This is a genomic window from Paenibacillus sp. RC84 (genome assembly GCF_041260495.1).
GTDB lineage: Bacteria > Bacillota > Bacilli > Paenibacillales > NBRC-103111 > Paenibacillus_F.
In genome coordinates this window covers 131,316-150,641 of the sequence record NZ_JBGBYL010000010.1, presented here as the reverse complement: position 1 = coordinate 150,641, position 19,326 = coordinate 131,316, and the positions used below count along the sequence as shown (strand labels likewise).

Sequence of the window (19,326 nt, the reverse complement as noted above, 5' to 3'; positions counted from 1 at the left end):
TGTTCGCGCTCTGTGTTCCGCGTTCCGAAAGCGGCGGCCACCGTATACAGGTCCCGGATCGCCCTAAGGCGCCCGCTTAGAGAAACCACAAAACGGGTCAGGCGGTTTAGGCTTCCGGTTTGACGAGCGCTTTCTGGCTCTGTACCTCGTTGTTCAGCGCGAGCATCCGGGCGTCCAGCGAGGCAATCAGATCGGCGGTGTCCTTAAGCTCCTGACGGATCTCGGTCGGAACGCCTTCGTTGTATTTGTAGTAGATTTTGTGCTCCAGGCTTGCCCAGAAATCCATGGCCACCGTGCGGATCTGAATTTCCACGGGCACATGCTCGATCCGGTTGGTCAGAAAGACGGGAATCTGAATAATAAGATGAAGACTCTGATAGCCGTTGGGCTTAGGATGCTTGATGTAATCCTTCGTCTGAACGACTCGCACATCGTTCTGGCTGCAGATCATGTCATAGATCCGGTAGATGTCGGTTGAGAACGAGCAGATGATGCGGATTCCGGCAATGTCCCGGATATAGGAGCGGGTGTTGTCCATCGTGATCTCGAGATTTTTGCGTTTGAGCTTTGCGGCGATACTCTCGGCCGATTTGATTCTCGTTTTCATATGCTCGATGGGGTTGTAGTCGTGAATAAACTGGAACTCCTCGTTCAGGATTTGCAGCTTCGTGCCGACTTCATCCAGGGCAAATTTGTAGGTGAGCAGAAAATGCGCCCAGCTTTTCATATTTTTTATATCCAAAATCAAAATAAATCCTCCTAACCGGCCGGCCAGCCGGCCGGATTTTCGAAAGGTACGCTATAAATTTTACAGGCTGCGGACCGGGAACACAAATTCCTCCATATTTCGTCTTAAACGCAGCCGTTTCCGAATGCTTATCCTTGCCCTGAAAAGCGGAGACAATCCCCGCTTGTTACGCCGGACACCCGAATAAAGGGCGCTCTTTCGGACGCCCTTACCGGATCGGAGGTCAGCTCTTGGTAATATGCCCGATCAACTCCGAGACATCCTCCTGTCCGTTTCAGCATTTTTTGAAGCCATGCCTTCTGAAAATCGGCCTCTTCCGGACCTAATTTTTCCGGTCCTTCCGTGAATATGGATTGAATCTTCTCCAGAAAAGGAGCGGCCAGTCCGCGGCTGTCGGTCACAATTACACCCTCATGAATATGCAGAAAACGGACCGGATCGTCCATGGACGATGTGGGATGAATCCAGGCATCGAGCAGCAGGCCGTCTATCCGGGAGGTGTCGTTTCTCTTGAAATTCCGATCCGAGAAGATCATAAGATCCAGATCGCTTTCGTCTGTATAATCCCCGTTCGCATAGGAGCCATAGAGGATAACCGAATGGCCTTCATACTTGCCCGCCAAATAGCCGGCCGCTTGTTTGATTTTCTCGTTAGTCATTGATATTCCCCGCTATCTATAATGTTGTGAGTATTCTGGCACCTGTTAATGAAGCGGGGAGAGAATCAAATCGGTGTTATTCCGTGTACCAAGGACAATCCTCCTTCGGCAAATGAAAATGACGTTCAAACTTGAGGAAGTTTAAACGTCATTCAGGGTAGATTCATTCGTTTTCGACATTTCATATCGTTCTCCGCCAGCCTTTAGACAGCTATTTTAGGACATTTAGAGAAGTGCTTTGAGTTCCCGGCAAGCTTTATCGTACGCCTGCCACAGCTCTTTAAAGATGGTGCCCGATAGATGAACGGTTCCGTTCTTGGCCTGATTTTCGATTCTCTCGATCAGCTTCGAGAATTGATCGATCCCCAGGCTAAGACTTGTCGATTTAAGGTCATGGGCGATATATTGGACGGCGGTCAAATCGCCCGCCCGCATTTTTTCTTCCAGCTGATTCAGCTTGGAAGGCGTCTGTTCCTGGTACATGTCGAGCAGCATGGCCAGCACGCCGGGTGAGCCGGGTTCATCCAGCCCGTTGAGCTCCTGGATCACCTCCGGTATGAGCACATGCTCGTTCACGGGCTCGGGCGGACCGGCGGGAAGCCATCTGCGGATGACGGACTGGAGCTTCGAGAGCTGGATCGGCTTCGTCAAGAAGTCGTCCATCCCGGCTTCCAGGCAGCGTAAGCGGTCGCTTTGCATGGCGCTTGCCGTCAGCGCGACGATGGCGCTCCGCGGATGCCGGCGGGCATTCTCCCATTCGCGGATAAGCTGAGTCGCCTGGAGTCCGTCCATGACGGGCATCTGCGAATCCATCAGCACGAGCGAATAATCTTTGCGGGAGCGCGCTTCCAGAGCTTCCTCGCCATTGCTCGCCGTGTCGATATGCATGAAGCCCAGCTTCTGGAGCTGGAGGAGGGCGACCTGACGGTTGATGGCGTTGTCTTCGACGAGCAGGAGAGGCTGACTCCGCTCTTCGTCCGTGAAGGCGGGGCCGATGCCGCTTCCGGTAGTTTGCAGCGCGGCCGCGGCTTCCTGACGGTACTCGGTTACCGACGGAATCGCGAGCTGCAGCTCGAACCAGAAGGAGGAGCCTATGCCTACTTTGCTCGTCACGTCGATGCGGCCTTCCATCCACTCGACAAGCCGTTTGCAGATCGATAAACCGAGGCCGGTACTCTTCTGGGCGTCTTCCCGCTGGGTATGGGCTTGGTAAAACGGCTCGAACACACGATTGACGTGTTCTTCCGGGATACCGACTCCCGTATCCGTTATTTCAAAGCGCAGAGTCTGGGAGGTAGCCGAGCTTTGAAGCAGACGGATCCGGATATGAACCTCGCCGTCGTCGGTAAACTTGATGGCATTTCCCGCTAAATTAATCAGAATTTGTCGGATTCTTCCTGCATCTCCGGTCAAAAATTGGCCGACGGATTCGTCAACGGTCCCCCTCAGCTTATTTCGCTTGCGGGAAGCGTTCGGCTCCAGGAGTCTCAGGGTGTGGTTAAGGAGTTTTCGGACCTCGAAGGTTTCCGGCTCCGGCTGCATATGGCCGGCTTCGATTTTGGAAAGATCGAGAATATCGTTGATGATCGTCAGGAGAAGCGAAGCGGATTCTTCTATAATGGCGATGGACTGTTTCTGCTCTTCGGTCTGCAGCGTGTCGGCGAGGAGCTCGGCCATACCGAGAATGCCGTTCATAGGTGTGCGGATTTCATGGCTCATGGTGGCAAGAAACATGCTTTTCGCCTCGTTGGCTCTTTCGGCTTCCGCCTTGGACTGTACCAGTTCCACATTTGTTTTGGAAAGCTGCCTCTGCAGCGTGATCAGCTCGTTGTTCAGGGAGCTGAATTGGGTAAGGGCTTGTTCTTCGCGCTGTCTCGCCTGAATGACCTGCTGGGAAAGCTTCTCGATCGTTTGGCGGTAATGAGTGATTTCCAGGCGTTCGTCCTCTGTTTTCATATTGGGATCCACGTAGAATCCTCCTTCCTCGGTAAACGAGCGGTCTCAATTGGACCGGGCTAATTCGTTTCCGATACGGTGGTTTTTCCAGTGGTCCGCCAGCCGAATGGCTTCCTGCGCGTCGTCCGCATAACCGTCGGCTCCGACTTTACGCCAGAGATCGCGGTCAATATTGAACGGCAGTCCGCCCACCAGAATGTGCACATATTGTCCTGCTTCACTGCTGCGGATTTCGGCAATTAGCTCTTCCACCAGATGCACGTGAAACGTCATAGTCGCCGAGATGGCGACTACTTGTGCTTTCTTCTCGACAAGGGTGCGGATCAAACTGCGCGTAGGGACATTGGCGCCCAGATAGTAGGTGTCCCAACCGTTCAGTTCGAAGAGATCGGCGACCATGCGTAATCCGATTTCATGGAGCTCCTGTCCCACGCAGGCCGCCACCATCGTGTTACCGCTGCGCTCGGTTGCAAACAAGTGCGGATACAAGTGCGACATAATCATCTGGGTGGCAGCCGTGCACAAATGCTCCTGTGCGACGGTAATCTGATTGGTCTGCCACAGCCGGCCGATTTCACGTTGAGACGGTTGAAAGACATGGAGGTACAGGTCGGCTATCGCCATGCCTTCCTCCAGCTTCGTTAAAATGAGCTGTAACGCCTCGCGGCGGTCCGCCCGCAGGATAGCCTCGGTATAAGCGATTGCCGTTTCCGAGAAAGGCCGCTCATCGGATAAGAATGTCTCCGAAGTCTGGGCGGATTGGATCTGATGGAGTCCGATTTCGAGGTACTCGCCGATCAATGCGCGATCCGCTTCCCCGAAATGAGCGTTAATCGCTTGTTCGATCATCTGGAAATTCAGCGCCAAGTCTTCCCTGGATACTTGGTAGCCAGACAGAAGCTCCGTCATCCAGGATGTGTAGTGATTGAACAAGTCGGGACTTTGCATATATACGCTCTCGGCCAGATACTTAATGCTGTAACCGGAGTCTTGAATCGTCAGCAAACGTCCGCGTTCGCCGAACCGTTCCGCCAGATCCGGCTGATACTTATATTGAAGCTGAGTCACATACTCCGCTAAATTCTCCGCCATCTGAAAAAGGCGTCTGCCCGTTTCCTCATGATTCATGATAGGGTGACCTCCTTTGCCGGCATCGCGAGGATACCTTTTTTTAGTAGACGGGAAACTCGGACGTTTCTACCATTATACCCTTTTTCGGCATAATTGGAAATTGTCTGGCTCGGGGAAGGACTTAAAAAGTTCGGATAACGGACCGAAATGTATGTTAGGATGGTGCTATCTACCTATTTCGACATGATCTGAACAATTATCAAGCGGGGGATAGAAAATGAGGCGCTGGCTGGACCGTTCGCTGAAGCGGAAACTATCATTTCTGATGCTGGTATCCATAGGGATTCCACTGTTGTCTTTCGGAATATTTTCTTATCAAATCGCTTCGTCGGTTACGGAAGAAAAGGCGAAGCAGTCCGGTTTCGGGCTTCTGACCCAGATGAGAACCAACATGGAGCTTATGGTCCAGGACGTAGAGAACATGTCGATTTTCCTGATCGGGCAGAGAGATGTGCAGCAGTATTTGTCCGATACCCAGTGGGATGCGCTCAAGCCTACCATTATTATAGGGTTTCTGACCAACCTGGCGTTCTCGAAACCTTACATTGCCGAAATCACCATAGACTCGGCGAGAGACCTTCCCTCCTTATCCAATACAAGCATCGTCAGTTCCGGCATGCCGCCCTGGCCAGGTCCCAAAGATACGGAACCCGGAAACCGTCCGAAATGGTGGACGCCGCTGTATAAGAACCAGACCACTATCGGCGAGAAAAATATGATTTCCCTGGTGCGGCCCATCCGCAGCGTGAACACATTCGCCCATCTGGGCAGTCTCACCATCAGCCTAGACCAGCAAGTGATTGCCGATACTTTGCGGAAATCGAATATCAGCGAAGGCGGCAGCGTCCTGCTCGTGAACGAACAGGGCAAAATCATTGCCGGTGCCGGAATGGAATGGCTGAACCGTCCTCTGTCCGAATGGATGCCGGGTATGCCCGGTATCACGGGGGCCTCGGGGTCTTTTAATGTGGGGCAGGGCACCGATAGAAATACGGTTTTGTACGATACGGTGCCCGGCGTGGACTGGAAGCTGGTCGGCATTATGCCGTACAAAAACTTCCGCGAGCAGAACCGTTACGTGCTGCTCTTAACCGCGGCGGCGGTCGCTATTGCGGTGGTTCTGGTCGCCTCGCTCGTGATCTTCTTCGTCCAGCGCGTGACGAAGCCGCTGCTTATGCTGACCCGGTTCCTCAAGGACACCGATCCGGAGGAACCTATGAAAGCCCTTCCGGTCACATCGGCCGACGAGGTCGGGCAGCTTATGCGCAGCTACAACCGGTTAAGCGACCGGATCGAACGGCTGACCGAGCAGGTAAAGCTGAATGAAGCGCGGAAGAAGGAGACCGACATGCTCGCTCTTCAAGCGCAGATTCATCCGCATTTTCTGTACAATACGCTCTCTTCGGTCCACTGGATGGCTCTAATGAGCCAGGATATGAAAATTGCCGAGATGGTCGGCCATCTCAGTGACTTCCTGCGGTTCAGTTTGAACAAAGGGGCGGAGTACTGCGAGGTGCAGCAGGAAGTCGCTCACGCGGAGCACTATGCCGCCATCCAGGCCGTACGCTATCCAGACAAATTCGATATCGAGTTTGTCGTGGATCCGGATATCCGGCAGATGCCTGTATTGAAACTTCTTCTTCAGCCGCTCATCGAGAATGCGCTCATTCACGGCATCCAGAAGCAGCGCGAAAAAGGCAGCATCCGCGTCTACGCGCAGCGGATGGGCACGGAGCTGACTTTTATGGTGGAAGATACCGGAGTAGGAATCGAACCCGATAAATTGAACGAAATCCGGGCGGCCTTATCGGCGGCGGACGAGCCTGTCGTGCCGGGCAGCTACGGCTTGCGCAACGTCCACCGGAGGCTGCAGCTTCATTACGGCAGCGAGGCGGGGCTGCATATCCGCAGCATCGTCGGAGAAGGCACGGTGATTACATTTATGATACCGATTGTAGAGGGGGCGGGGACAGCATGAATATTCTGATTGTCGATGACGAAGTCATTATTCGCACCGGCTTAAGCACGGTTATTCAGTGGGAGGAGCTGGGCTTCCGCCTTCTTCCGGCCGCGGAGTCGGCGGAAGAAGCGCTGGAACGCGCCCCCGCCGAGCATCCCCATATCGTGCTGACGGACATCCGCATGGGCGGAATGGACGGAATCACGATGGCGGAGAAGGTGAAGCAGATGCTCCCGGACAGCGAAATTATCGTGCTGACGGGCTACGACGATTTTGCTTACGTCCAGCAGGCTATCCGCGGCGGCATCGGCGATTATTTGCTGAAATCGAGCCGGCCGGAAGAAATTATCCGGGCCGTGATGAAAGCGAAGCAGCGCATTGTGAGCAAGTGGGATGCCCGCAAAGCGGACAATATGCAGCGCCGCGCCTTCCACAGCGGCCTGCTGGAGCGTCTTGTGACCGAAGGCATCGACGACGCCGATTCGCTGGAGCAGGTGCCCCAGGTGCTGACCAAGCTCGGCCTGCCTCACCTGCCGGAAGCGGCCGCGGGCGTGTGCCTGCAGGTGCTCCTGATCAGCGTGCAGGGCTGGGGCGACAGCCGCGCTGCGGGAAACCTGCTCCAGTTCGCCGTCGACAACATGCTCGGCGAGCTGCTGCCCTGCGAGACCCTGCGGCGCAGAGACGACATCGTCGTCCTGCTCCGGGCGGAAGGCAGGGACGCGGATGCTCTGCGCAGCAGGCTCGGCCGCGTCTCGGACAAGCTCAAGTGCGTCCTGTTCACCGCGGCAGGCTCGCGGGTAAGCGGGCTGGGGCAGGTGCCGCGCTCCTACCGGGAGGCGGTCTATGCCGCCTCGTTCCGCGGCTTCGCGGGGGCGCAGACGCTGCTTGCCTACGAAGCGGTGGAGGGCCGCAAGGGCGGGCGCACGGTTTGCTCGAAGGAGGAAGAATCGGAACTGGCGATTCTGCTCAAGAACGGCAACCCGATCGAGCTGCGCCACTTCGTGCAGAAGGCGCTGGACGGCGAGATTGCCGACGCCGAGGCAACGCCCGCTTCGCTGAAGGCTTACTCGGATTCGCTCGTCGTTGCGGCCCACAGGTGGCTGGAACGGACCGCGTCTGCGCTCGGCATGCCGCAGCTTCCCCGTCTGCCCGATCAGGACCCGGCCAAACGTGCTCAGGGAGACAAGCTTCCGGGAGACGGCACGGGCGCCGAAGGGCAGGGCGATCTCCAGGAGAACCTGTACCTGCGGCTGCGCGTCATTATGGAAACCTACTATCAATACGTGTCGGAAGACGGCGTTCTCTATATCAAGCGGGCGATAGCCTACATTCAGGATAATCTCGACCGGACCCTGACTCTCCAGCAGGTGGCGGGGCACGTGCATGTTCACCCGAATCATTTCAGTGAAGTTTTCAAACGGGAAACGGGCGTAAACTACATTGAATTCGTCATGAGGGAGCGCATTCGCCGGGCCGCCGAAATTTTAAGGGAAACCCCCGTCAAGGTCAGCGAGGTGGCCAAGAAGGTCGGCTACGAGGATATTAAATATTTCAGCCAGTTGTTCAAAAAATACACGGGACAGACGCCGACGGAATTCCGTGCGGGACGCGAAGGCAAGCAGTAAAGCAACGGACCCGGAGCCCGGCCGGTCGGCCGGATACGTGCTTTTGAACGCGGGTAACGGCTTGAAGCCGGAGGATTTCCGTTTCTCTAAATTCAGTAGATTCGGGCTCGCGGAGTCAGGAGGAAAGCAGGGCGACCTGGTAAACAGGGCCCTGCCGGTGTTTAAAATAAAGGCTCCGTGATGCTTGCCGGCATCGCCGGGGCCTTCTTATTTTCCAGGTATTGGAGGGCGGGGGCGTCTAAAAGGGCTGAATTTACCCCACCCTATCCCCGAAATCACTCCCCTTTTGACAATGGCTGTCCCCTTTTATACTAAAAAAGAATAGAGATAAGGAGGGGTTACACATGATGAAAAAAACGGCAAAAACAGGTATTGCGTTGATTCTGTCACTCTCATTGTTATCCGCATGCAGCAAAGAGCCGGCAGCAACGGGCACGGGCGACGCCGGTAAAGGGACCGAAAAAGTCAAGCTTTCCCTGTGGCACAACTTTACGGGTGAAGATGCGCGCGCCAAAACGATGCGGGCTATCATCGAAGAATACAAAAAAGCGAACCCGAATGTAGAGCTTGAAGTACAGGCGATTCCGCCGGACGGTTACAAAACACGTTTGAAAACGGTTGCAGCGGCTAACGAAATGCCGGATCTGTTCCAAATGTGGCCGGGCGCTATGACCAAAGAATTTGTAAGCGGTAACTTGCTTCAGCCTGTGGGCGATCTGCTCGATAAAAATGCGGAGTGGAAGAACGGTTTCCTCCCGAACTCCTTCGACGATTTTACGGTAGACGGCAAAGTATACAGCATTCCGATGTCGTTGTCCCCGACCTCTATCCTTTACTACAACAAGAAAATGTTTGACGATAACGGCGTAACGGTACCAAAAACTTGGGATGAAATGATGAAAGCGATTGAAACGTTCAAATCCAAGAAAATTACCCCGATCGCCCTCGGCAATAAAGCGGCATGGCTTGCGCAGTCCAGTATCCTCAGCTCGCTGGCAGACCGTTACACCGGTACGGAATGGTTTATGAAAGCGGCGGCACAAGACGGCGCGAAGTTCACGGATCCCGAATTCGTATCCGCTCTGAAAGCGCTGCAGGATCTCGGCAAGGCGGGAGCTTTCCAGGAAGGCTTCAACTCCATCGACAACACGCAAATGGAGCAAATGTTTGCACAAGGCAAAGCGGCTATGATGATCGACGGCGGATGGGCCTTGACCAACCTGACCAACGGCGCGCAGCCGGAAGCGTTGAACAACATTGAAGTCACGGTGCTGCCTTCCGTTCCTAACGGCAAAGGCGATCCGAAATCCCTCTCCGGCGTTGTTGGCATAGGCCTGGGCCTCAACAAGAAAGTGGAGGGCGCGAAGAAAGAAGCGGCTGACAAGCTGATCCAGGCGATGGCCGGACCGGAAGCGCAGAAGCGCACGCTGGAGTCCAACCAGTTGGTCTCCTATAAAGTCGAGCTGGATAAGAGCAAAGTTTCCACTCTTTTCGCGAAAGTGAACGACCTGGTCGGCCAGGTAAAACGTACGCCGGTTTATGATTCCCAGCTTTCCTCGGCGGCTTCCGAAGTGATCAACAACGGCATTCAGGAGCTTCTGATGGGCGGCAAACCGGAAGATGTAGCGAAGAAACTGCAAGATGCACAGGCGAAATCTCTCGGCAAATAACAGGATTCCTGTAGTAGAAGAAGCGGGGCGCTAGTCGCCCCGTTTTTAACAAAGACAGGCGGAGAGAGCCAGGACGGCGGAGAAAGACCTGCCGGAACAACGGACGGCCGGACATCGGCGCGGCCGGGAAGCCGGAAAATTTTCGAACGATTGAGATCATAAAAAGAACGATCCCGGTGAAAAGCCGGGCACAACGGAATTCCCGGTATGAAAGCACGGCGGAAATACGCCCCGCAGTCTGCCCGCATTACGCAGTCTGAAGCTGTTTCCGCACGCTGCTTTATCGGTGAATAACCATGCTTCCTGATAGGTTTAGTAGATATTTTTTGAACCGCCTTGAAGGTATACACCAATAGGAGGGGAGAGACGCCATGACTTCCTCGTCAAGAAGGACCAACTTTATCGTGCTTGGTCTCCTGCCTGCGCTGCTTATTTACAGCGTATTTGTCATTGTCCCGATTTTCTGGTCGGCGTATTACGGGTTTTTCGACTGGAAAGGGATTGGAGAAGCCAAGTTCAACGGATTTGATAACTATGTCGAAGCCCTGAAGGATCCGATCTTCTGGCTCGCGTTAAAAAATAACCTGATCGTGGTAGCGGCTTCCGTCTTCGGACAGGTGCCGATCGCCCTCGTGCTGGCCCTGGTGCTGCGCAAGAGCAACTTCTTCCAGCGTTTTATCCGTTCGGCGGTATTTATGCCGATGGTGCTTTCGTCGGTCGTCGTCGGGATTATCTGGAGTTACATTTATCACCCGCAAATCGGGATTCTGAACTTCCTGCTGGATGCGGTGGGGCTGGAATCGTGGAAGAAAGCCTGGCTTTCCGACAAATCGGTGTCCATGCTCGCGCTGACCGTTCCGATTATCTGGAACTATATCGGGCCTTATCTCATCATGTTTATCGCGGCGCTTCAAAATATTCCTTCGGATATTGACGATGCCGCCATGATCGACGGGGCGACGGGAAGCCGCAAGCTGTTCTCCGTTACGCTGCCGATGATCTGGGATACCGTGAAGGTCACGATCGTGCTCTGTATTTCGGGAAGCTTGAAGGCTTTCGACCTGATCTATGTCATGACCGGGGGCGGTCCTGCGCATTCAACGGAACTGCTCGCCTCCTATATGTACAACAACACGTTCTCCGTCTACCGCTTCGGTTACGGCAGCGCCATTTCCACGCTGATCATCATTATCAGCCTGGTGCTGATCGCCGGAAGCCAGCGTCTCATGAGACGGAATCAGGCTGTATGACGAAAGGAGGAGGGCTAGTATGCCACAGATGACCGGAACCGCCGTTCCTCCCGTGAAAGGGACGGAACCCGCCCGCAGAGAGAACGCTTTTGGCAAGCTCGCCAAAAGCTCGATTTTAAATATTTTGCTTGCCGTGTACGCGCTCGTCACGCTGTACCCGCTGATCTGGCTGTTTATCAGCGCATTCAAGACCAACGACGAATTTTTCGGCAAGCCGTTCGGCCTTCCGGCGGAATGGAAATGGGACAACTTCGTGCAGGCCTGGAAAGTGGCCGACATCGAGACGGCCGTTATCAACTCGGCGATCGTCACGCTGGTTGCGCTGGTGCTTACTCTGGCCATTGGCGCGCTGACCGCGTTCGTCCTCTCCCGCTTCTCGTTCCGCATGCGCGGACCGCTGATGGGCTACTTCCTGCTCGGCATGCTCATTCCCGTGCACAGTACGCTCGTGCCGCTGTTCATCATGCTGAAAAAAATCGGCATGCTCGACACGTACGGCGCGCTGATTCTGCCGTACGTCGCCTTTGAGCTGCCGGTAGCCATCTTTATCATCGCCGCCTACATGACGTCGGTGCCGAAGGAAATCGAGGAAGCCGCGCTGATCGACGGTACGGGCTACTGGGGCATTTTCACCAAAATGCTGCTGCCCCTGTCCGTTCCCGCGCTGTCCACCGTCGGAATTCTCGCGTTCCTGCGTTACTGGAACGATTTCGCGTTCGCGCTCGTGTTTATCAACAAGCCGTCCCTCAAGACGCTTCCGCTCAGCTTGTCGCAGTTCGCTACCGGTTTCGGTACGGACTACAGTCTGACGATGGCGGCCATGGCCATCTCGGTTATCCCGACCATTCTGATCTACCTGGCCTTCCAGGAGCAGATCATGAAGGGCATGGTTGCCGGCGCGGTTAAGGGTTAAGGATGGGCACATTAAAACCAAGGTCAAGAGCTGTACTCCAGCTCTTGACCTTGGTTTTTTCAAATTCTACTTATTCTAGATCGGAAAACTCACGGGCACTCTTTAGATCCGGCTCATGGATTTTTCCCAGTATGACCTTTCCATCCTTACTGTCTATCCACAAATCGGCGATCGCGCCCTTAGGATCCGAATGATTCCAATATACGATATGATAAAAATAACGGTGCCTTTTGTTAACTTTTTCGAAAAAATACGATTCTCTTTCGCTAGGATCAAATCGAGTTGTTTTTCTATCAATTAATGTATTTTCCACAAGCTGCGATTCAGTCCATTGCAGCTTTCCTTTTGCAACCGATATGGCTTCATCTTTTGTTAGAATAGGTTTTTCCAGAGAATTATTGATGTACCAGGCAACAAGCAATCCGACGCAAATTAATGCTAGGATAATTATAATCATTCGTCGAAGTTTAACTCTAATCAACTCCTGAAAAACGAAATGAAATAGAAAGAGCAACTGGTAAGGGACTTACAGACTCACCGCTGTATACGCGAAAATCACGATGAAAATCAAGTAGGTTATGCTGACGTTTTTCATGTAAGAGTTAAAGCCTTTGTTACTTTTGTAATCCAGATACGCACATACGAAGGCGGCAGCGATAAGCAAGCACGCCGTAGTAAGTGTAATCGCGGGACTGACGTTCAGGAATTTTACGGTGAGCAATGCGGCAATGCTTAAGAATGAATAGAGAAGAGCAATCAAATCAATCACCTCCGGGTAAAGAAAACACACCAAAATTACGCTTTTATTTGTATATTTTACCATAATTTTTGCTGCGAAAGCACTCGGCCTGCACTTAAGAAAACATCAAAAAAATCCCTTCCAAGCAAACAATTGTTTACTCGACAAGGGATTTTTTCTGCTTCATTCTATGCAAACGTTCCGGCCTTGTGCAGCGCGCCTGACAGGCATGAACGGTGTGAGGGAATCAGCTGCCCGGAGGCAGTCAGGGCCGTTGTCCGTTTTACTGGACGCGGCTCTGTTTTTTGCTTCTCATTTTTTCGAAGGCCATGTCAACGAGTTTCGGGAGCACCGCCACTAAAACTCCTGTCGCAACCTTTTGCATCAAGGAAGATTTCATGACTCATTCTCCTCTCTTGTTCTGTTGTATTTCTTCTTAACCGGAGGGGAAAAGGATGAAACGGGAACGGGTCCGGTTAGCACAATTTTCCGACCGTGACGATTCTCCTGCTCTTTCAAATACTCTTTCAAAAAGGGTAGAAAAAGCCTGAATCAGCGTCTTATTTTAGGTTTTTGTAAACAAAACTTAATATTTATACAGGATTGTAAACATTGACAGCTTTTAACAGCAGGAGGATAATAATTGTAACTTATGGAAAAAGGAGGGGAGACAGCGAGCAGGTTATCGTTTGTACTGGAGTTTGTGAACGCAAGAACTCGGTTGCACCCTCACACATTAACCCTTTAAAGGAGTGTAGTCATGTACGATAAAATCGTAGACATTTTGTGCGCTATCAAAGAAGATCAACCGGAACTCCGGCAATCCCTGTCCCCCGCAACGGACCTTAACAACGATATAGGCCTCGATTCACTGCAAATGATCCAGTTTATGCTGAAAGTCGAGGATCAGTTGAACGTCGCCATCGACTACGACCAATTCGATTACGAACATCTCGAGTCGATCGAAACGTTTATCTCTTTTTTGAAAAGCTGCCAGTCCCAAGCGCAGCCGCTGTACGAAGATGTCAAACAGTGAAGCCGGCATGATTCCGAAAACCGTTATGGGAACCTTCGATCCCGAAACGCGCTGGAGGGATCCGGATCTGGCCCGGCTGCCGGCTATGCCCGATAAGGACCGAGAGTCAATTGTCCTCTGCATGGACGATCTGTTGTTTCCGTTCTGCGGACCGGAAGATATCCTTTACAGCCGCTGCAAAATCGATCCGGTGCTGCACGAGTACCTGGAGGGGTTAGGGTTTTCCTTTCGGAACCGCTACCTCTATGATTTGAACGACGAGCGTGCCGCCCTGCCCGGACCGGACGATTTCAAGCGGTGTGTGTTCCGGCTTGCGGCCGACAAAGACAAGTTTGTCGATCCGGAAAACAGGGTGCTGCAGGCCGCCGGTTCCGGTTATTTCGCCGGTGCGGAGCAGCCGCAATCCCTCGCTCCGATGAATGCTGCCGGAGCTTCCCGGCAGGCACAATCGGCGGAAGAAGCCGAAATCACCGGTGCAGCCGGCATCTTGTCTCCGTACGCCATTACGGCGGAGACGGAAGCGTACCTGCAGGCGGCCGGACCGCTGGAACCTCTGCCGGACCTGAAGACGGTTGTACGCGTCAACTCGAAGATGTACTCCAACCGTCTCCTGGCCAGAATCGGCGAGAAGTGCTACGGCACGGAGGCCGGCAGTGCGGCGGAAGTGGAGGCGGCCGGGAATGCGCTTCTGAAGCAGGGGCCTTACCTGCTGAAAGATCCCTTCGGCGTTTCGGGCAAGGGAAATCTGCTCATCGACAGCGAAGCGGTGCAGCGGAGGATAGCGGAGCACTTGCATAAACAGGAGGGAAGCGGACTGCGCTCTCATTTCCTGCTGGAGCCTCTGCTGAAGAAAGAAACGGATTTCAGTTCTCACTGGCTAATCCGGGAGAGCGGAGAGACGGAATTCATCTCCGTTCAGCGGATGATCAACCACCAGCAAAATTACGGCGGGTCGATCAAGGCGGATGAGGCTTTTATCCGCCTGCTGGAGAACGCCGGCTATTTCGGTGTGATGGAGAAAGCGCTCCGGCTTCTGGCGGAGGACGGCTACCACGGCTTCGTCTGCTTCGACTCCATGATCCTGGAGGACGGGGAAGTCGTATCCATCGTGGAGATTAACGCCCGCAAGTCCATGGGCCTCATTAACGCTTATCTCGATAAATGCTGGGAGAAGCATGGCCGTACGGGCTGGCTTACGTTCCTCTCCCTCGGGCTTCCGGAAGGCTTCGCGTTCGGCAGACTGCTGCATGCTCTGCGTGAGTCCGGTCTGCTGCTGACGGCCCCCGGCGGGTACGGGATCGTTCCTCTCTCATCCAATACCGTGATGGTCAACGAGATTCTGACCCGTCGCCGTATGGCCGAGGGAACACTGAATAAACGCGGTATGCCGAAAGGACGGCTGTATGTATCGGTGGTCGGCCGTGACGACGAACACCGCAGCGAACTGGTCGAAAGCTTGCGGCACGTTCTCGCCGGCTTGTCCGTTAAGGTGTACAACTAAATCTGCAACTCGGGAGCTGCGAATGAATTCATCTTCGGTTACTTTGCTGGCGTCGGGGAATTCGCTCGGCGCATACATTCCGGCTATGCATCTGCACACGTACCTGCAGGGCAGGGGAGTCGGTTCGGACGTTCACGTTCTGGAAAACGTGTATCACGAAGAAGTCCGGCACAAGATCCGGGCCACCAAAAAAGCGTTCCATGCGGACTTCTCCGTTGCCCGTATGGGGCATAAGCTGGCCAGGCCCGTCGACACTTCCCTGAACGAGGAAGCGGTTCTGAGGCTGCTGGAGGACTGGATGCGGGCCGGTATCACCCGGTTTGCGGTGTTCACCGGCTTCTGGCTGCCGATTCTGGAGCGCTATAAGGCGGCTGCCGGCCGGCCCCTGGATATCCGGCTGATCCGGCTGGACGCGTGGGATACGCCGTCGTTTAAAGTGCACAAGCAGCTGTATCCCGGCTACGATAACGTCTGGTTCTACGAGCCATCGGAGCTGTCCCCGGGCGGCTACATCGCTTCGGACGAAGCGGAGCCCCTGCCTTACGGGCAGCGTGCCGGACGCATTCTGATCCACGGCGGCGGCTGGGGGATCGGCACTTACGCCGAGACGATCCGCGCACTTCGCGCGCTCGGCCGCCGGCTCGATGTGATCGTCTACGACCCTTCCGAAGTGGAGGAGGACGACGGGGTTACGCGCTACTTCGGAACGGATGCCTCCTGGGATCCGTGGAGCCGGGACGCGCAGGGGCGGCATACGTTTCCGCCGATGGTCCGTTATGTCCGTGAGGACGGCGTTCTCCGGGAGTACCCGCTCCGGGATTACTCCATTTACACGGACTTGATGCGCAATTGCGCAGCGATCATCAGCAAGCCGGGGGGAGCTACCCTGAACGACTCGCTGTCGTTCGGAATCCCTTTTGTCATGCTGGAGCCGTTCGGCGACCACGAGCTTCATAATTCAACCTACTGGGAAACCTGCGGTTTCGGTATCCGGTTTGCGGAGTGGCAAGCCCGGGATTTTTCTGAACATCTGCTGGAAGGGATTTGCACACGATTGCTGGAGCAGCGGTCAAAAATCAACCATTTTGGGAGGAATACTTATGCAGCCGAAAACAGCAGTTACGTTTGACCAACTTACGTTCCGTAATATGAAAAGAACCCTGGTTCCGCTGGCTGAAACGGGAAGGAAGCGCAGGGAAGATCCGGCTTATGCGGCCCCCGTGCCTTACGAGATCGGAATCAAGCTCAATAACGGCTGTAACCTGCGCTGCAAACACTGCTTCGAATGGAACCCGGACGGCTTCCATCACGGCTTTGCCAAAGAAGTGAAGAACGATGAAATAGAGATTCCCGTTGTGGAGAAGCTTCTGGCCGAAACGAGAGAACGCAAATCCCGCGTGTTCCTGTGGGGCGGGGAGCCGCTGTTCTACTCCAAGTTCGATGAGCTGGCGGAATTGCTGGCCAAAGAAGACCGGTACACGACCATTTGCACGAATGCGATTCTCATTGAGCAGAAGCTGGATTCCATTCTGAAAATGTCGGAAAATCTCGTCATGCTGGTCAGCCTGGAAGGCTTCGAGAAGGAGAATGACGCGATCCGGGGCAAAGGCACGTTCAAGAAAGTGATTCACGCCGTCCAGCTCCTTCTGGATTTGCAAAAACAGGGCGTGTACAAAGGCAAGGTTTCCGTAGCCTTGACCGTAAACGACCAGATGGTCAGCCAGTTGTACAGCTTTATGGAATACTTCGAAGAAATGGGCGTCGATTCCGTCTACTTCTGTTTCCCTTGGTACATCCCCACCGATACGGCGGAGAAAATGGATACCTACTTCGATGCCCATTTCCCGCACTTGGCCGCCCGTTTCGAAGAAGGCCACAAGAACAGCTGGCATTCGTTCACGTTCCACATCTCTCCCGACAATTACGACACGCTGATTGATGAACTGAACCGCGTCAATTCCCGGGTATGGAATGTTCGTGTCCGCTACCAGCCCGCTCTGGAGCCCGAGGAAGTGGAAGACTTTATCCGGGGCAGCGAGAAGCCGGCCATGAAACGGACGAAGTGCTTTTCGATCTCCAACCGGATGGACGTTATGCCGGACGGCAAAGTGAATCCGTGCAAATTTTTCCCGGAATTCAGCGTAGGCAACTTGAATGAAGAAAGCGTGGCGGACATTTTCCACGGCGATGATCTCCGCAAGCAGCGCGAAGTTCTGGCCTGCGGTCTGATGCCGATTTGCTCCAAATGCGTGCTGCTTTATAACAACGGGATTTAAGCGTTTAAACTTTATGCCGCCCAATCAGGCAAAACAGGCAATCGTTCAGGAGGGGCAGGGATGGACTTCATCCGTGTGCGGGAGCTGCACAAATCGTTCGTGTATTACCGGAAAGAAGCCGGGCTTAAAAATTCGCTGAAAAATTTATTCGCCCGCAAGTCGCTGGTGAAGGAAGCGGTAAAATCCGTTTCCTTCGACATCGGCCCCGGCGAGTGCGTCGGATTTCTCGGGCCCAACGGGGCGGGTAAAACCACGACGCTCAAAATGCTGTCGGGCATTCTGTATCCCACCGGCGGGGAAGCCGACGTGCTCGGCTATGTGCCGTGGGAGAGGAAAAACGAGTTCAAACGGCTTTTTTCCATCGTGATGGGCCAGAAAAACCAGCTTTGGTGGGATCTTCCCGCAAGCGAGTCGATTTATCTGAACAAATGTATCTATGACGTGGACGACGATCTTTATCGCCGGAGCCTCGCCGAGTTATCGGAAATGCTGGATGTTCGGGAGCTTCTGAACGTGCAGGTGCGCCGGTTATCCTTGGGCGAACGGATGAAAATGGAGCTGATCGCCGCTCTTATCCACCGGCCCCGGCTGCTTTATCTCGACGAGCCGACGATCGGCCTCGATTTTCCTTCCCAGAAGAAGGTCAGGGAATTTCTGAAATATTACAATGAGCAGTTCGGCGCGACGATCCTGCTGACGAGCCACTACATGAAGGATGTGGAGGATCTGTGCAAGCGGACGATCATCATTAACGAAGGAAGTCTGTTGTATGACGGGGACCTCCACAAGATCAATGATCTTTTTGGCGAGCAGAAAATTATTCGGCTGCAGTTCTCCGAGCCTGTTGCAGAGCATCGTTTGGCCAAGTTCGGCAAAATCGTCAGCGGAGACGGCTACAATGCCGTTCTGGAGTTGCCGAAGCACCGTTTGAAGGAAGTGTCACGCGCCGTGCTCGATGCGTTTCCGATCGTCGACTGGACAATCGAAGACGTGCCGATCGAGGAAAGCATTTCGATGCTCTACCGCAAGGAATCCGCCGGATGAACAGACGCAAATTGTACTTGGCGGTTTTTTCGATGGGCGTCCAGCATTCGATGGAATACCGGTTTCACTTCTTTCTCGGTCTGCTGGGAGCCGCTTTTCCGATCCTTGTCCAGTATTTCATCTGGACGGCGGTGTACCGGCATTCCGGCCAGACGGCGCTGTTCTCGTACTCGTACGGTCAAATTATTTTGTACACCATTTTGGCGGGGCTGGTGTCCAAGCTGATCGCTACCCAGTTCGAGCACCAGATTGCCGACGATATCAAAAACGGCGGCCTTAACAAATATTTGATCAAACCGGTGAGTTACTTCGGTTACCGGCTGGTGTCCTTCTTCGGACAGAAGGCGATTTATTACGGAATTACGGCGATTCTGCTTATCGGGATTATCTGGATTTCGGCGGCAAGGGAAGTGCTGGATGTGGAGGCCGTACGGCTGATCTTGTTTGCCTTCACGCTGCTCGGAGCGCTTCTGCTCAACTTCCTGATCGCTTACTGCATCTGCGCGAGCGCGTTTTACTTGCATGAAATCTCGTATTTTTTCGTCATTACAAGTCTGCTTGTCAATATTTTGAGCGGGGGCATGTTTCCTTTGGAGATTTTCGGGGAAACGGTTGTGAAGGCGCTTCAGTACACGCCGTTCCCGTATACGATTTATTTTCCGGTCAATGTCCTCAGCGGCAAGACGGAAGCGGCGGCCATGTACCAGGGGCTGCTGATCCAGTGCGGGTGGATTTTGCTGTTCTTCTGGCTGTCCCGCCTGACGTGGCGCGTATCCATGAAGAAATATTCGGCGGTTGGGGGGTAGCGGACGTTCCAT

Annotated in this window: 17 protein-coding genes; 11 read left to right on the top strand and 6 right to left on the bottom strand. The window is 54.0% G+C overall.

Features of this window, described 5'->3' with window-relative positions; genetic code table 11:
- Window positions 1-106: 106 nt before the first annotated feature.
- The 4 genes from ABH899_RS22225 to ABH899_RS22210 form a co-directional block, all read right to left on the bottom strand.
- Window positions 107-727: a GTP pyrophosphokinase gene (locus tag ABH899_RS22225; protein WP_370000878.1), complete on the bottom strand. Its 621-nt coding sequence runs from the start codon at window positions 725-727 to the stop codon at window positions 107-109.
- 149 nt (window positions 728-876) lie between these two features.
- Window positions 877-1,407 (bottom strand): nucleotidyltransferase domain-containing protein, encoded by a 531-nt coding sequence (locus ABH899_RS22220; protein WP_370000630.1) that lies wholly within the window; start codon window positions 1,405-1,407, stop codon window positions 877-879.
- A 225-nt stretch (window positions 1,408-1,632) separates the two neighbouring features.
- On the bottom strand, window positions 1,633-3,375 hold the full coding sequence (locus ABH899_RS22215) for an ATP-binding protein (RefSeq protein ID WP_370000628.1): 1,743 nt from the start codon (window positions 3,373-3,375) through the stop codon (window positions 1,633-1,635).
- Between the two features lie 33 nt (window positions 3,376-3,408).
- Window positions 3,409-4,491: a cobalamin B12-binding domain-containing protein gene (locus tag ABH899_RS22210; RefSeq protein WP_370000626.1), complete on the bottom strand. Its 1,083-nt coding sequence runs from the start codon at window positions 4,489-4,491 to the stop codon at window positions 3,409-3,411.
- 220 nt (window positions 4,492-4,711) lie between these two features.
- Between ABH899_RS22210 and ABH899_RS22205 the strand changes: the two genes are divergently transcribed.
- The 5 genes from ABH899_RS22205 (at window position 4,712) to ABH899_RS22185 (ending at window position 11,912) form a co-directional block, all read left to right on the top strand.
- On the top strand, window positions 4,712-6,472 hold the full coding sequence (locus ABH899_RS22205) for a cache domain-containing sensor histidine kinase (RefSeq protein ID WP_370000624.1): 1,761 nt from the start codon (window positions 4,712-4,714) through the stop codon (window positions 6,470-6,472).
- Window positions 6,469-8,079, top strand: a complete 1,611-nt coding sequence (locus tag ABH899_RS22200) for a response regulator (protein ID WP_009671695.1) — start codon at window positions 6,469-6,471, stop codon at window positions 8,077-8,079. The genes ABH899_RS22205 and ABH899_RS22200 overlap by 4 nt, the downstream gene beginning before the upstream one ends.
- A gap of 347 nt (window positions 8,080-8,426) precedes the next feature.
- On the top strand, window positions 8,427-9,749 hold the full coding sequence (locus ABH899_RS22195; protein WP_370000876.1) for a sugar ABC transporter substrate-binding protein: 1,323 nt from the start codon (window positions 8,427-8,429) through the stop codon (window positions 9,747-9,749).
- 371 nt (window positions 9,750-10,120) lie between these two features.
- Window positions 10,121-10,999 carry a carbohydrate ABC transporter permease gene (locus ABH899_RS22190; RefSeq protein ID WP_009671728.1) on the top strand — a complete coding sequence of 293 codons (879 nt, stop codon included), beginning with the start codon at window positions 10,121-10,123 and terminating at the stop codon, window positions 10,997-10,999.
- A gap of 19 nt (window positions 11,000-11,018) precedes the next feature.
- Window positions 11,019-11,912 (top strand): carbohydrate ABC transporter permease, encoded by an 894-nt coding sequence (locus ABH899_RS22185; protein WP_370000621.1) that lies wholly within the window; start codon window positions 11,019-11,021, stop codon window positions 11,910-11,912.
- A 70-nt stretch (window positions 11,913-11,982) separates the two neighbouring features.
- Here the strand turns inward: ABH899_RS22185 and ABH899_RS22180 are convergent, their stop codons facing one another.
- Together ABH899_RS22180 and ABH899_RS22175 are read right to left on the bottom strand one after the other, a co-directional pair.
- Window positions 11,983-12,369 (bottom strand): hypothetical protein, encoded by a 387-nt coding sequence (locus ABH899_RS22180; RefSeq protein WP_370000619.1) that lies wholly within the window; start codon window positions 12,367-12,369, stop codon window positions 11,983-11,985.
- A 69-nt stretch (window positions 12,370-12,438) separates the two neighbouring features.
- Window positions 12,439-12,681: a hypothetical protein gene (locus ABH899_RS22175; protein WP_370000874.1), complete on the bottom strand. Its 243-nt coding sequence runs from the start codon at window positions 12,679-12,681 to the stop codon at window positions 12,439-12,441.
- A gap of 730 nt (window positions 12,682-13,411) precedes the next feature.
- Between ABH899_RS22175 and ABH899_RS22170 the strand changes: the two genes are divergently transcribed.
- The 6 genes from ABH899_RS22170 to ABH899_RS22145 are packed head-to-tail and all read left to right on the top strand — an operon-like array spanning window position 13,412 to window position 19,314.
- Window positions 13,412-13,687, top strand: coding sequence for an acyl carrier protein (locus tag ABH899_RS22170; RefSeq protein ID WP_009671724.1), 276 nt, complete (start codon window positions 13,412-13,414; stop codon window positions 13,685-13,687).
- Entirely contained in the window at window positions 13,674-15,188 is a 1,515-nt protein-coding gene (locus ABH899_RS22165; protein ID WP_370000617.1) for an ATP-grasp domain-containing protein, read from the top strand. Before ABH899_RS22170 ends, ABH899_RS22165 begins: the two co-directional genes overlap by 14 nt.
- Before the next feature lie 22 nt (window positions 15,189-15,210).
- Entirely contained in the window at window positions 15,211-16,317 is a 1,107-nt protein-coding gene (locus ABH899_RS22160) for a glycosyltransferase family protein (protein ID WP_370000615.1), read from the top strand.
- Window positions 16,289-17,464, top strand: coding sequence for a radical SAM protein (locus ABH899_RS22155; protein WP_009671676.1), 1,176 nt, complete (start codon window positions 16,289-16,291; stop codon window positions 17,462-17,464). The genes ABH899_RS22160 and ABH899_RS22155 overlap by 29 nt, the downstream gene beginning before the upstream one ends.
- 60 nt (window positions 17,465-17,524) lie before the next feature.
- Window positions 17,525-18,508, top strand: coding sequence for an ABC transporter ATP-binding protein (locus ABH899_RS22150; RefSeq protein WP_370000614.1), 984 nt, complete (start codon window positions 17,525-17,527; stop codon window positions 18,506-18,508).
- Complete coding sequence (locus tag ABH899_RS22145) at window positions 18,505-19,314, top strand: ABC transporter permease (RefSeq protein ID WP_009671727.1); 810 nt, start codon at window positions 18,505-18,507, stop codon at window positions 19,312-19,314. The genes ABH899_RS22150 and ABH899_RS22145 overlap by 4 nt, the downstream gene beginning before the upstream one ends.
- Window positions 19,315-19,326 lie beyond the last annotated feature (12 nt).

Coding starts and splice junctions, on each gene's coding strand:
- ABH899_RS22205 (WP_370000624.1), top strand. CDS start 4,712: ATGAGGCGCTGGCTGGACCGTTCGCTGAAGCGGAAACTATCATTTCTG.
- ABH899_RS22180 (WP_370000619.1), bottom strand. CDS start 12,369: ATGATTATAATTATCCTAGCATTAATTTGCGTCGGATTGCTTGTTGCC.
- ABH899_RS22185 (WP_370000621.1), top strand. CDS start 11,019: ATGCCACAGATGACCGGAACCGCCGTTCCTCCCGTGAAAGGGACGGAA.
- ABH899_RS22145 (WP_009671727.1), top strand. CDS start 18,505: ATGAACAGACGCAAATTGTACTTGGCGGTTTTTTCGATGGGCGTCCAG.
- ABH899_RS22225 (WP_370000878.1), bottom strand. CDS start 727: ATGAAAAGCTGGGCGCATTTTCTGCTCACCTACAAATTTGCCCTGGAT.
- ABH899_RS22160 (WP_370000615.1), top strand. CDS start 15,211: ATGAATTCATCTTCGGTTACTTTGCTGGCGTCGGGGAATTCGCTCGGC.
- ABH899_RS22190 (WP_009671728.1), top strand. CDS start 10,121: ATGACTTCCTCGTCAAGAAGGACCAACTTTATCGTGCTTGGTCTCCTG.
- ABH899_RS22170 (WP_009671724.1), top strand. CDS start 13,412: ATGTACGATAAAATCGTAGACATTTTGTGCGCTATCAAAGAAGATCAA.
- ABH899_RS22155 (WP_009671676.1), top strand. CDS start 16,289: ATGCAGCCGAAAACAGCAGTTACGTTTGACCAACTTACGTTCCGTAAT.
- ABH899_RS22195 (WP_370000876.1), top strand. CDS start 8,427: ATGAAAAAAACGGCAAAAACAGGTATTGCGTTGATTCTGTCACTCTCA.
- ABH899_RS22210 (WP_370000626.1), bottom strand. CDS start 4,491: ATGAATCATGAGGAAACGGGCAGACGCCTTTTTCAGATGGCGGAGAAT.
- ABH899_RS22150 (WP_370000614.1), top strand. CDS start 17,525: ATGGACTTCATCCGTGTGCGGGAGCTGCACAAATCGTTCGTGTATTAC.
- ABH899_RS22200 (WP_009671695.1), top strand. CDS start 6,469: ATGAATATTCTGATTGTCGATGACGAAGTCATTATTCGCACCGGCTTA.
- ABH899_RS22165 (WP_370000617.1), top strand. CDS start 13,674: ATGTCAAACAGTGAAGCCGGCATGATTCCGAAAACCGTTATGGGAACC.
- ABH899_RS22220 (WP_370000630.1), bottom strand. CDS start 1,407: ATGACTAACGAGAAAATCAAACAAGCGGCCGGCTATTTGGCGGGCAAG.